Source organism: Pseudomonas xanthosomatis (assembly GCF_019139835.1).
GTDB classification, from domain to species: domain Bacteria; phylum Pseudomonadota; class Gammaproteobacteria; order Pseudomonadales; family Pseudomonadaceae; genus Aquipseudomonas; species Aquipseudomonas fakonensis.
Window position 1 is genome coordinate 2,352,417 of record NZ_CP077075.1, and the last position, 12,296, is coordinate 2,364,712.

10 protein-coding genes are annotated in these 12,296 nt (G+C 60.3%); 9 read left to right on the forward strand and 1 reads right to left on the reverse strand.

Annotated elements, in window-relative coordinates; translation table 11 throughout:
* Nucleotide 1: 1 nt before the first annotated feature.
* The 3 genes from KSS93_RS10480 to KSS93_RS10490 are packed head-to-tail and all read left to right on the forward strand — an operon-like array spanning nucleotide 2 to nucleotide 3,851.
* The gene (locus KSS93_RS10480) at nucleotides 2-1,420 is read left to right on the forward strand and encodes a glycosyltransferase family protein (RefSeq protein ID WP_217888215.1); all 1,419 of its coding nucleotides are present in this window, start codon (nucleotides 2-4) and stop codon (nucleotides 1,418-1,420) included.
* Nucleotides 1,421-1,436: 16 nt separating this feature from the next.
* Nucleotides 1,437-2,636 (forward strand): glycosyltransferase family 4 protein, encoded by a 1,200-nt coding sequence (locus tag KSS93_RS10485; protein WP_217888216.1) that lies wholly within the window; start codon nucleotides 1,437-1,439, stop codon nucleotides 2,634-2,636.
* A 3-nt stretch (nucleotides 2,637-2,639) separates the two neighbouring features.
* Nucleotides 2,640-3,851, forward strand: a complete 1,212-nt coding sequence (locus KSS93_RS10490; RefSeq protein ID WP_217888217.1) for a glycosyltransferase family 4 protein — start codon at nucleotides 2,640-2,642, stop codon at nucleotides 3,849-3,851.
* A gap of 392 nt (nucleotides 3,852-4,243) precedes the next feature.
* Here the strand turns inward: KSS93_RS10490 and KSS93_RS10495 are convergent, their stop codons facing one another.
* Nucleotides 4,244-4,405, reverse strand: a complete 162-nt coding sequence (locus KSS93_RS10495; protein ID WP_217888218.1) for a hypothetical protein — start codon at nucleotides 4,403-4,405, stop codon at nucleotides 4,244-4,246.
* A gap of 96 nt (nucleotides 4,406-4,501) precedes the next feature.
* On the opposite strand from KSS93_RS10495, the gene KSS93_RS10500 reads away from it, so the two are divergent.
* From KSS93_RS10500 to KSS93_RS10525, 6 genes are all read left to right on the forward strand, one after another.
* Complete coding sequence (locus tag KSS93_RS10500) at nucleotides 4,502-7,153, forward strand: hypothetical protein (RefSeq protein WP_217888219.1); 2,652 nt, start codon at nucleotides 4,502-4,504, stop codon at nucleotides 7,151-7,153.
* Between the two features lie 11 nt (nucleotides 7,154-7,164).
* Complete coding sequence (locus KSS93_RS10505; RefSeq protein WP_217888220.1) at nucleotides 7,165-8,022, forward strand: dTDP-4-dehydrorhamnose reductase family protein; 858 nt, start codon at nucleotides 7,165-7,167, stop codon at nucleotides 8,020-8,022.
* A gap of 117 nt (nucleotides 8,023-8,139) precedes the next feature.
* Nucleotides 8,140-9,150, forward strand: coding sequence for a nucleoside-diphosphate sugar epimerase/dehydratase (locus KSS93_RS10510; protein ID WP_217888221.1), 1,011 nt, complete (start codon nucleotides 8,140-8,142; stop codon nucleotides 9,148-9,150).
* Nucleotides 9,143-10,270, forward strand: a complete 1,128-nt coding sequence (gene wecB / locus KSS93_RS10515; protein ID WP_217888222.1) for a non-hydrolyzing UDP-N-acetylglucosamine 2-epimerase — start codon at nucleotides 9,143-9,145, stop codon at nucleotides 10,268-10,270. The genes KSS93_RS10510 and wecB overlap by 8 nt, the downstream gene beginning before the upstream one ends.
* Nucleotides 10,271-10,279: 9 nt before the next feature.
* Nucleotides 10,280-11,248: a UDP-glucose 4-epimerase family protein gene (locus KSS93_RS10520; protein ID WP_217888223.1), complete on the forward strand. Its 969-nt coding sequence runs from the start codon at nucleotides 10,280-10,282 to the stop codon at nucleotides 11,246-11,248.
* Nucleotides 11,245-12,255, forward strand: a complete 1,011-nt coding sequence (locus KSS93_RS10525; RefSeq protein WP_217888224.1) for an MraY family glycosyltransferase — start codon at nucleotides 11,245-11,247, stop codon at nucleotides 12,253-12,255. The genes KSS93_RS10520 and KSS93_RS10525 overlap by 4 nt, the downstream gene beginning before the upstream one ends.
* Nucleotides 12,256-12,296 lie beyond the last annotated feature (41 nt).

Consider the following 12,296-nt stretch of genomic DNA (forward strand, 5'->3'; position numbering starts at 1 on the left):
GGTGCTTACCGAAAAAGAAATCGCACGGCGGTTGGCTGATGCAGAATCGTCACACGGTTTGTTTGCCTTCGAGTACAACGGCATTGCACTCTGGCGCCTGGTCCGTTCGCGGACCGGGTTTGCCATGCAGGGTCATGGCCTGCAACCGCGGGCACTGGACGATCGGCTAGCACTGCTGGTTCGAGGCCTGCGTTCGTGTCTCGATTATGGGCTAGCCCTGTTGAAAGGCCGGCGGCGTTACGTTGTGAAGACCTACAGTTCCGCACTGCGCACACTACGTGAGGGGCGCTACGAGGACATCTACTTCGATGCACTTATGACGCAAGTCGCTGGCGGCAGCAAGTGGTCGTACTGTAACAGCGTGGCCTTTGCCAGCAGAGAGAAGCAGGCCCGGGTCAGGATCGAGTTCGATACCTCGTTTGTGCAAATCGCTTCGGCATTGTTGGCACGTGTCTGGTCATTCAGTCGCGACCCGCACCCGTTCGGCGCGCTTGCCAATGCGGTTGAGCAGGCCTTGGGCCCGGGCATTCTGAGCGCCAGCCAGGCGCGTTTCCTGTATGCGAAGTTCCGCTGGCAGGTGTGCTTCTATTCGCTGTTGCTGCGCCGGCAGCGGCCGGCGGTCGTCTGTGTTGTGAATACGGGTGAGTATGCCTTGATGCATGCGGCGCAGCGCAGCGGGATTCGCTTCATTGAATTGCAGCATGGCATCTTTTCCGCAGACCATCCTGATGCACTGCCCGAAGCGGCTTTGGACCAGGCAAGGGGCGACTTGCTGCTGCCGGACGTCCTTGCGGTGTACGGTGAGTATTGGCGCAATTACTTGAGCGGCACTGCCATCGCAAGGCTTGAACGCATAGTGCCCTGCGGCTGCGCCGTCCTCGAAGAGTATCGTGGCGTGCGGCGTGCTATTAGCGACGGGCCGCCAAGCGCTCAGCCCTTGCAGATACTACTGACCACACAAGGGCTCTCGGTCGGCGAACTTGTAGGTTGCGTGTCGGCCTTTCTTGATGCCTGCGCTCGGCCATTGACCCTGAATATGAAGCTGCACCCGATTTATGACGATGAAGCGGCCTACCAGGTTCTGGCTCAGGATTCACGGGTTCGCATTCTTGGGGCCACCGACGCCACGCCAACGCATCTGCTTATGGCGCGGGCGGACATGCACGTGAGCATTTCCTCGGCTTGCCACTATGATGCGTTGGCTGTCGGGGTACCCACGGTTGTCCTGAGATTGCCGGGCCATGAACTCATGTTGCCGCTGATCGAGTCAGGTGATGCCGTGCTCGTTCGCTCTGCCAGTGAACTTTCCGAATACGTGGGCCAGCTTGTTGAAAATCCATCCTCTGCTGAGCATGCCGAATATTTCTGTCGTACAGGGTTTGTCCAGAACTTGCGTGAAGTGGCAGGCTTGGTCGAATGACATTGCGGAGTGGTAGTTGTTGAACGTCTTGTATCTGCACCCTGCGGCAGCGTTCGGCGGTGCATCGAAAAGCCTCATTGAGCTGTACGCCTTCTTGCACCAGGCCGGTGTGCGCGGCACGGTTCTGACCCCCCGGGGGGCAGTCTGCCAGTCGTTTGCCGAGGCTGGCATGCAGGTCCGTGCGGTTCGGGGCCTTAGCCAGTTCGACAATACCCGGTATGGGTATTACCGCAAGTGGCGCTGGATCATTTTGTTGCGTGAACTGTTCTTGCTGCCGGGCTCGCTGCTCGGCGTGTGGCGCTTGCGCCGCGAAGCGTTCGATCTCATTCACGTCAATGAAATCACCTTGTTACCGCTTGGCCTGTTAGCCCGTTGGCTGCTGAGCGTGCCGCTGGTGGTCCATGTACGTTCGTTGCAACGCAAGCCCGGCGAGGGCCTGCGCACGCGCTGGCTGAACGGCCTGTTGCGTCGCTATGCCGATGCCGTGGTGTGTATCGACCATACCGTAGCCGGTACGGTTGCCGGTGATTTGGCGCCGCAGATCATCCACAACGGCCTGAAAGTCTCGACACCTGTAGACGTTACGCTGGGCAAAGGTAACGATGATGTGGTCAAAGTCGGCTTTCTCGGTGTGCTGATCCCTTTGAAGGGTATTTTTGAGCTGGTCGAGGCGATGCGTATCCTCAAGCAGCGCGGTGTACGCATCCAATGCCTGGTCGCAGGCGAGAACGCCCGTCAGTTGTCCGGGCTCAAGGCATGGGTGCTGGGCAAGCTCGGCTTCGCCCGAGATGTGCGGGCCGAAGTCGATCAGATCATTGAGCGTGAGCGGTTGACGGAGCAGGTCAGGATGCTGGGGTTCGTCGGCGATGTCCGCACGCTCTATCCTGAACTGGACATCCTGTGTTTCCCCTCGCATCTGGATGCCGCCGGTCGCCCGGTGTTCGAGGCGGCGTTCTACTCGATACCCAGTGTGGTGGCCGTCAAGGACCCGGTGCCCGATGCGATCGTCCACGAGGTCACAGGCCTTGCAATCGACCGGCCCGACCCGGTGCAGATCGCCGATGCCTTGCAGCGCTTGGCCGAAGCGCCGCAATGGCGGCGTCAATTGGGTGCCCAGGCCAGAAGTTGGGCCGAGCAGAACTTCTCGATCAGTGCCAACGCAGAACTCATGCTCGAACTGTATCGACGCATCCATTCCAATCAGGCGAGGCATTGAGCTGTGCGCATTTTGGTGCTGTCCCAGTATTTCTGGCCGGAAAGCTTCATCATCAACGATATCGTCCGCACTTTGGGCGAGCAGGGACATGAGGTCGTTGTGGCAACGGGCAAGCCCAACTACCCGGATGGCCAGGTTTTCCCGGGGTATCAGGCATCCGGTACCCAGCGCGAGCTGTTCGAGCAGCGCATCGAAGTGGTGAGGGTGCCGCTGTGGCCGCGGGGCAAGGGCGGAGCCCGCAACCTCATCCTCAACTATCTCTCATTCGTATTCAGCGGCACGCTGTGCCTGCCGTGGCTGCTTCGCGGGCGAACGTTCGATGCGATCCTGGTGTTCGCGCCCTCACCGATCACCCAGGCCATACCGGCCATTGCATTGAAATGGCTCAAAGGCGCTCGGCTGGCCTTGTGGGTACAGGACCTGTGGCCGCAAAGCCTGGCTGCCACCGGGTTCGTGCGTAACCGGCATGCGCTGCGTGCGGTCGGCTGGATGGTGCGTGGCATCTACAAGTGCTGCGATACGCTGCTGGTGCAATCCCGTGCCTTCATTGAGCCGGTGGCCCGTTATGCTGCCCGCAGCAAGATCGAGTATTACCCGAACTCCATGTCCCTGCAGGCCTCGCAGCCACAAGGCGAGGTCGACACAGCGCTTGCCCGCTTGCTGGACGATCATTTCTGCGTGGTGTTCGCCGGCAACCTTGGCACGGCGCAGGCTTTGCAGACCTTGGTCGATGCTGCCGTACAACTGCGCGATGACCCGCAGGTTCGTCTGGTACTGGTGGGCAGTGGCAGCCGGCTGGACTGGCTTAGGGAGCAGCAGCAAGCCCTTGGCCTCGACAACCTGGTCTTGCCTGGGCGTTTTCCCATGGCTGCAATGCCGGGCATCTTTGCCCGCTCCTCGGCACTGCTGGTGTCGCTTAACGACGAGGAAGCCTTCGCCCAGACCATCCCGAGCAAGATCCAGGCGTACTTGGCGGCCGGTCGCCCGATCCTGGCCAGCATGAACGGCGAGGGTGCACGTGTGGTGTGCGAGGCCGGTGCAGGGCTGGCATCACCTGCCGAGCAGTCCGCTGGACTGGTGGCCAATATTCGCCGCCTGAAGGCCATGCCGGCGACGCAGCGCGAAGCGATGGGGCAGGCTGGCAAGGCCTGTTTTGATCGGGAGTTCGAAATGGGTAGCCAGGTTGCCCGCTTGGTCGAACTGTTGCAGCGCTGATGGCGCTGCAATCGTCCATGGCAACGAGGCTGTAAATAGGGGGATTGAATCCCTGTGAAAGCCGGCAACGCACGCAATGGCACCGGCTGTTCCGATATGCGGTACGCCAGAACTGGCAGCCCCGGCGGGATTGTGCTGGGCATCTCGTACTCGTCCAACAAGACATTCAGCGCTGTCTGGTTGTGGTGCCCGGACAGTGTTCTTGGCCTCTGGTAAGCAGAGGCCAAGAACTGTGACTCGAAAAGCGCAAGTGTAGGAAAGTTCTGATTTTCTGACCGGGGCGTGTGCAGCCTGTGCCGCTGTATTATAGTTTCGCCTCTTGTGCGACACCTTAAAAAGAAAGATGGAAATTGCATTAGTTTGGCATGGCGCTCTATCAGAGCTTGCTCGGACTATGGTTTTTGTTGTTCGCGTCTTCTTGCGCTGAAATACAAGTCTCCAGGTTTTTCTGGTGCTTTTACTTGCCTGTTTTTCATGGCTTGGTAGTTGTGGTTTGGCGTTTCTTTCTTTAGTGAAGGCTGTTTTTCACAGTCCTGCCTTGGTTCAGCATTCATTGAAACGGTCACCGTTTTTGATGGTGCGGGCGTGTCAAGACGAGCGTCTGCAAGCCTAGCCATGGCAGGGCAGGGCAGTTGATCCGGGATGAATCAATGCAGTTGTTCATGTATCCAATGGCGGCCATGGCGAACCTGTTTTCCATGATGCTTCTGGCCGTTGGCCTAAGCCTGCTGGGCAAACTGGAGCTGGCCGCTGAAGTCGGCCTGGTGCACGGGGCGACCGTCGCCGTGTTCTACTCCTTCTCGGGGAATGCGCGCAGCTTGATACTTTCAGGTTGCGCCGGTTTATCAGCGCAGCGCATTCTTCGCTTGCGCTTGATGTTGTTGCTGCCTTTATGTGTGCTCACATGGTCGCTCTGTGCAGGATTTATCAGTGACGGCTTGCTGTTTACCGCTATGCTGGTCGTACGTCGCGCCTGTGAATGGTTGGCCGAAGTATTTCTGAGTGAGCAGGAGCTGCGTGCGGCATACGGCGGGCTGGTCGGTTTCATTCTGCTTCAGGCGTGCGGCCTTTGTGCAGTGCTGCTGGCAGTCTGGCTTGATTTCGAAGTGCTGACGGTGGTTTTCCTATGGGCCTGTTCGCCCCTGGCAGGTTGTTTGGGCGTTCGGGCGCTGTGGCGCGAGGCCGGGCGCAGCCGGGTATCTTTCCTGACCTTGAAGCAACTGCTGCCGCACTTTGGCTCGACATTGGCAATCGGGGTATCGGTCTATGTATTCCGGCTTTCCATCGTGCTGCTGGCAGGCAAGCAGCTGGCGGGTGACCTGTTCGCAGCGTTCGCGCTCGGCGGCATGCTGGGCGCCGTGTTTTCCCAGGCGCTGGGGCCGTCCATGGTTTTTCAGGAGCGACTTCAGGGTGATGCCAGCCAGCGGCGGTTGATACGGCTGTTCAAGGCGCTACTGCTGGCAATGGCATTGTCCGGCAGCGTGCTGACCCTGATCGTGTGGGCCGTGCCTGGGCTTCTGGGGTGGACGACCAAAAGCGACGCCTTCTGGGCAGCTGCGGGCTGTTCGCTGGTCGGGGGCGTGGTCATGGTGGTGGCTCAGGTCGTGCGCCTGCGACTGCTGCAGCATGGCGCCGGGCGTGATGTTTTCGGTTCCGATGTGTTGGCCAACCTGCTGCTGGTCGCGTGTGTTCCGTTGTCGTTCTTGTTCCTCGATGAGAAGTACCTGGCAACCCTTTATCTGGTGGGCGCTTTGCTGTCGCTGGCTTTTTATTTCAGTGAGGACTGGCGCGGCGTGATGGCTAATTGGTGCGCTGTACCCAGGGTTGCAGGTGCCGTTCCGGCCATTGCGCAGCGCGGGCTCTGGTGGGTGCCGGTCTTGGTACTCGGCTTGTTTACACCTATATTCTTCCAGGCCGGTGGTGGCTTGTACCTGGGGAGCGGCTATTTCAACAGTGGCGGTGATTTTGCCAAGTTGCCTGTCCCGTTGTCGTTGCTCTTCTGTTGCTTGGGGATGCTGCTGCTGGCGGGATATGTCCAGGTGCGATTGGTGCTGGTAGTCGTATTCCTTACCTTTCTCGGCCTGTGGATCAGTGCGCTGTTGACGGCCAGCGGCGGTGTGCAGGGTGTCGAAAAAAGTAATCTGGTCTTGTTGGTTCAGTACATGATTCCGCTGTTCGGTTTGGTCGTTGGGGCACAGGCAGCAACATCGCAGGGCGCACTCAAAGGGCTGGCCTGGGCGTTGCTTGGCGTGTTGCTGGTGACCATGCCATTGCAGCTCGGGGCAACCTGGTGGCGGGGCGAGAGGTTGTTGAGTTCTTCGGCGGTGTTCTTCGGCGTTTATCAGCACCTGCAGTACGTACCGGTCATTTTCTGCGGCATCTACCTGATCGCGTTGTACTCCTTGTGGAGGGATCAGCGGTCTCATGCGAGCTTGATCATCGCGTCCGGTTTGATAGGGGTATATACAGCGCTGTCGGTCTCCATCTTGGCGTTGGTGCTGCTAGGAGGGGGCGCTCTGATGTTCTTGCTGCGCAATCTTGTACTGAAGGTGTGGCCAATACGTGCAGCGATACTTGTGGCTTTACTGGCGCTCGGGACATCGAGCGGTTTCATGTACATATCTGGCAACCCGCTGGTTGCCGCCAAGTTCAGCTTTCCAGCTAGTTCCGAGTTCGCAAATGCTCCTGAGAAACTGAGCAGCTCGGTTACGCCCACTGAAATCGGTGAGCCGATAGCCCCGCAGGTTGTCATTGCAGCGATTGGTCACGATCAAGCAGCGGCTCGGGCTGTAGCTCCTTCCGCCACATTGGTCGCGCCGCCCCTGCCAGCAATAGGCTCTCTTGCGCAAGTTGGGCAGGCCGCTGGCGGGGCCCCAAGGAACCTGGTGGAACGCATGAGCTTCTGGCGCTTTTACCTCGACGGCGTGCAAGAAAGCTGGACGGTGTTTCTGTTCGGCCACCCTCAGCCTCCCGATCGCAACCTGTTCCCCAGCGCGCATAATTACTACCTTGATTTTGTGTATAATTTCGGCCTTGTTGCCATGCTGCCGTTGCTGGCACTCATCCTGCTGACCCTCTACAAGGTCCTGACGAATCTCGGCCGAATCTTTGCCGAACCTGGCATTTTGGCGGTGGCTGGAGTAGTGGCTTTTCTTTTGCTGGTCGACAATATTTTCAAAGTCGGCATGCGTCAGCCGTACTCTGGGATTGCAGCCTTTTTTCTGTGGGGTTTCCTGCTTTCCTGGCTGTCCCGAACAGGCAGGCAAGAGGCCGGCACACAGGGCCGCAACCCTACTAACTGATGGAACTCGTGATGAAAGTCTTGGTATTGGGCGTGACCGGAATGTTGGGTAGCGCAGTGTTCCGTGTTTTTGAAGACGATGCTGAGCACCAAGTCTGGGGCACCCTGCGCGCTACTTCGTCGCTTGGCCGTTTTCCGGCGAGCAGCCAGCCCCGCCTGTTGGCAGGGGTAGATGTGCTGGACGCCGACTCCCTGGCGGCGGCGTTTGCCAAGGTGCGCCCGGATGTCGTCATCAACTGCGTGGGGTTGATCAAGCAGCTTGCCGATGCCAACGATCCGCTGACCGCACTGCCGATCAATGCCATGTTGCCGCATCGCCTGGCGCGCCTGTGCGAGCTGGGTGGCGCCCGGTTGATTCACGTCAGCACCGATTGCGTCTTTTCGGGACGCAAAGGCAGCTATCTGGAGACAGACGTTTCGGATGCCGAAGACCTGTACGGCAAGTCCAAGTACATCGGCGAGCTGCACGACCTAGCCCACGTGATTACACTGCGTACCTCCATCATTGGCCATGAACTGGCATCCAGTTACGCGCTTGTGGACTGGTTCCTTGCCCAGCAGGGTGCTATCAAGGGGTTCACCAAGGCCGTTTTCTCCGGCTTGCCCACTGTCGAGCTGGCTCGGGTCATGAAAGACTTCGTTTTGCCGCGCGCCGGCTTGCATGGCTTGTATCATGTGGCCGCCGCGCCGATCGCCAAGTATGACTTGCTGCGCCTGGTGGCCGCCGAATACGGCAAGCAGGTCGAGATTCGCCCTGATGACAGCCTGGTGATCGACCGTTCGCTGGACGGTAGTCGCTTCCAGCAGGCGACCGGCTATGTTGCGCCCGCCTGGCCCGAGTTGGTCCGACGCATGCATCTCGGGCGATGATATCCAGGGTGAGCGTCTGGAGCGAGTAACACGCCGGGCACGAATGGCATCATATCGCCATGTATCTATTTCATTTCGTTCGGTCTGCGGGCCTTACGCACCAGTTGGGAAGGTTTTATGTTCGATGACAAGGTATTGATGATCACCGGAGGCACCGGTTCCTTCGGTCACACGGTGTTACGGCGTTTCCTCGATACCAATGTGCGTGAAATCCGCATTTTCTCGCGCGACGAGAAAAAGCAGGAAGACATGCGCATCGCCTTGGCCAATGACAAGGTCAAGTTCTACATCGGCGATGTCCGCGACAGCGACAGCCTCAAGCAGGCGATGGTCGGCGTCGACTACATCTTCCACGCTGCGGCCCTCAAGCAGGTGCCTTCGTGCGAGTTCTACCCGATGGAAGCCGTGCGCACCAACGTGATCGGTACCGAGAACGTGCTCAACGCGGCAATCGCCTGTGGCGTGAAGCGAGTGGTGGTTCTGTCTACCGACAAGGCGGTGTACCCGATCAACGCCATGGGCATTTCCAAGGCCATGGCCGAGAAGCTGGTAGTGGCCAAGTCGCGGATGATTCCCCAGGGCGGCACTGTGGTGTGCTCCACCCGCTACGGCAACGTCATGGCCTCCCGCGGCTCGGTGATTCCGCTGTTCATCGAGCAGATGCGCAGCGGCGAGCCGCTGACCGTGACCGACCCGGCCATGACGCGTTTTCTGATGTCCCTGGAAGACTCTGTAGACCTGGTGTTGCATGCCTTCGAACACGGCGAGCAGGGTGACCTGTTCGTGCAGAAGGCACCGGCCTCCACCGTGGGCGACCTGGCCCAAGCCCTGAAAGAGATGTTCGCCAGTGACAGCGCGCTGAGGGTCATCGGTACCCGCCATGGCGAGAAGCTCTACGAGTCGCTGGTGTCGCGCGAGGAAATGGCCAAGGCCGAAGACATGGGCCGCTACTACCGCATCCCGGCCGACAACCGCGACCTCAACTACAAGAAGTACTTCGTCGAGGGCGAGGAGAAGATCTCCGAACTCGAGGACTACACATCGCACAATACCGAGCGCCTGGACATCGAGGGCGTCAAGCAGTTGCTGCTGAAACTCGACTACATCAAGGAGCAACTGAATGCTTAAGGTCATGACCCTGGTCGGCACCCGCCCGGAGCTCATCAAGATGAGCCGGGTAATCGCCGAACTCGACCGCCAGGTCAGTCACGTGCTGGTGCACTCGGGGCAGAACTACGACTTCGAGCTCAACCAGGTGTTCTTCGATGACCTGGAAATCCGCAAGCCAGACCACTTCCTCGGTGCTGCCGGCGAAACTGCAGCGCAGACCATCGCCGAGGTGATCGCCAAGGCCGATGCGGTGTTCGAGCAGGAACAACCCGATGCGCTGCTGCTGTACGGTGACACCAACACCTGCCTGGCGGTGATCGCCGCCAAGCGCCGCAAGATCCCGGTTTTTCACATGGAAGCCGGCAACCGCTGCTTCGACCAGCGTGTGCCAGAAGAGCTGAACCGCAAGGTGCTCGACCACCTTTCGGACATCAACATGGTGCTGACCGAGCATGCCCGTCGCTACCTGATTGCCGAAGGCATCCGCCCGGAAACCATCATCAAGACCGGCTCCCACATGCATGAAGTGCTCGAGTACTATATGCCGAAGATCGAAGCCTCCGACGTGCTTGCCCGCAGCGGCCTGGAGGCCGGCAAGTTCTTTATCGTCAGCGCCCATCGCGAAGAAAACGTCGACAGCCCGAACAACCTGCGCGACTTGCTGGCTACCCTGCGTGCGCTGGTGGAGCAATATGGCTACCCGGTGATCGTTTCGACCCACCCGCGCACCCGCAAGCGCCTGGAAAGCCTGGGCGAGAGCCTCGATCATCCGCTGATTCGCTTCGTCAAGCCGTTCGGGCTGCTGGATTACATAAAGCTGCAGATGTCGGCGTTCTGCGTGTTGTCCGACAGCGGAACCATCACCGAAGAAGCCTCGCTGCTCAACCTGCCGGCGGTAACCCTGCGCAATGCCCACGAACGCCCCGAAGGCATGGATGAAGGCACGCTGATCATGAGCGGCCTGAAGGCCGAGTCGGTACTGAGCGCTGTGAAGGTGATCACCAGCCAGCACCAGGCCGGCCAACGGCAGATTCCGGTCGTGCCGGACTACGAGGGCGGCCCGGTATCGCAGCAGGTGGTACGGGTGGTGCTCAGCTATACGGATTACATCAACCGTACCGTCTGGCGTAAGTCCTGAGTGGCGGGCGTGGCTGAACGGGTGCTGCTGACTGGCGCCACAGGTTTCGTTGGCGCAGCCGTGGCCAGGCGTTTGCTGGCTGACGGCGGATGTGAGCTGATTTGCCCTGTGCGCAACGATGCTGCGAGCGTGCCGGCCGCGGCGCAGGCTGTGGTGTGTCGCGATTTTGCTGTCAACGATGGTTGGCAGGCAGCCTTGCAGGGCGTCGATGTAGTGGTCCACTGCGCCGCACGCGTGCATGTGATGAACGACAACGAGGCCGACCCCCTGGCAGCGTTTCGCCACGTCAACGTGGCGGGTACCGTCAACCTGGCCCGCCAAGCTGCGGCTGCCGGTGTCCGGCGTTTTGTCTTCGTCAGTTCGATCAAGGTCAATGGCGAGGGCACCGCGCCTGGGGCCGACTACCGTGCAGATGATGCACCGGCCCCTCAAGACCCTTATGGGGTGTCCAAGCATGAAGCCGAACAGCAGTTGCTGCAGCTTGCCGAGCAGGGCTTGATCGAGGTGGTGATCGTGCGCCCGGTGCTGGTCTATGGGCCCGGCGTGAAGGCCAACTTTTTGTCGATGATGCGCTGGCTGGACCGCGGTGTGGTGCTGCCATTCGGCGCCATCGACAACCGCAGAAGCCTGGTCGCACTGGATAACCTAGTGGACCTGGTGATCACTTGCACTACCCACCCGGCAGCGGCCAACCAGGTATTTTTGGTCAGCGATGGTGAAGACCTGTCCACTACCCAGCTGCTGCGCCGCATGGCCAATGCGCTGGGAAAACCGGCCAGGTTGTTGCCGGTTCCAGCATGGATGTTACGCCTGGCTGCCACCTGCCTGGGACGCAAGGCGCTGGCCCAGCGCCTGTGCGGTTCATTGGCGGTCAATACCGATAAGACTCGCACACTGCTTGGCTGGACTGCGCCGGTCACGGTGGATGCAGCGCTCAAGGCCACGGCCCGGCATTATCAGGATTCCCTACGCAAATGATTTACTGGTTACTCCCGCTCGTGGCGGTCTTCTCTCTGGCGATGACTGCCTTGCTGCGCCGTTATGCCCTGGCGCGCAGCATCATCGACATTCCCAATGCCCGCAGCTCCCACAGCCTGCCGACCCCCCGTGGGGGCGGCGTGGCGATTGTCGTGGCGTTCCTGCTGGCGCTGCCGCTGCTGGCCTGGGGGGGGCTGCTCGACAGTGCGGCGCTGTTCGCCCTGTTTGGCGCCGGGCTGTTGGTGGCAGTGATCGGCTTCATGGATGACCATGGCCATATCGCCGCGCGCTGGCGCCTGCTCGGGCATTTCTGCGCTGCCATCTGGGCGCTGGCCTGGCTCGGCGGCCTGCCACCGCTGCAGGTGTTCGGTTTCACCCTGGCAATGGGCTGGCTCGGTCATGTACTGGCTGCGTTCTATCTGGTGTGGATGCTCAACCTGTACAACTTCATGGACGGCATCGACGGCATCGCCAGCGTCGAGGCGATTACCGCTTGCCTGGGTGCCTGCCTGCTGTACCTGGTGGGGGGCGCTGACCAGCTAATCTGGGCGCCACTGTTGCTGGCCGGGGCGGTTCTGGGGTTCCTGTTCTGGAACTTCCCGCCGGCGCGGATCTTCATGGGCGATGCCGGCAGTGGTTTCCTGGGTATGGTGCTCGGGGTGCTGACGTTGCTGGCCGCCTGGCAGTCCAGCGAACTGCTTTGGGGCTGGCTGATCCTGCTTGGGGTGTTCGTGGTCGATGCCACCTTCACCCTGCTACGCCGCCTGCTCAGGGGCGAGAAAGTCTACGAGGCGCACCGCAGCCATGCCTACCAGTTCGCCTCGCGGCGCTTGCGGCGACACCTGCCGGTGACCCTTGGGGTGCTGGCGATCAACCTGTTGTGGTTGTTGCCGGTGGCGGTGGCGGTAGTCGTGCAGCAGATCGATGGTCTGGCCGGCCTGCTGCTCGCCTACGCGCCGTTGCTCGCCCTGGCATGGTTCTACCGCGCGGGCACCCAAGAAGTATGACAAAGTGTCGGCCTTGACCGACACACGTGCACCTACCGTGC

Bases quoted from the DNA above. Each gene is read 5' to 3' on its own strand.
- KSS93_RS10495 (WP_217888218.1), bottom strand. From the start codon at position 4,405: ATGAATGCTGAACCAAGGCAGGACTGTGAAAAACAGCCTTCACTAAAG.
- KSS93_RS10500 (WP_217888219.1), top strand. From the start codon at position 4,502: ATGCAGTTGTTCATGTATCCAATGGCGGCCATGGCGAACCTGTTTTCC.
- KSS93_RS10505 (WP_217888220.1), top strand. From the start codon at position 7,165: ATGAAAGTCTTGGTATTGGGCGTGACCGGAATGTTGGGTAGCGCAGTG.
- KSS93_RS10510 (WP_217888221.1), top strand. From the start codon at position 8,140: ATGTTCGATGACAAGGTATTGATGATCACCGGAGGCACCGGTTCCTTC.
- wecB (WP_217888222.1), top strand. From the start codon at position 9,143: ATGCTTAAGGTCATGACCCTGGTCGGCACCCGCCCGGAGCTCATCAAG.
- KSS93_RS10525 (WP_217888224.1), top strand. From the start codon at position 11,245: ATGATTTACTGGTTACTCCCGCTCGTGGCGGTCTTCTCTCTGGCGATG.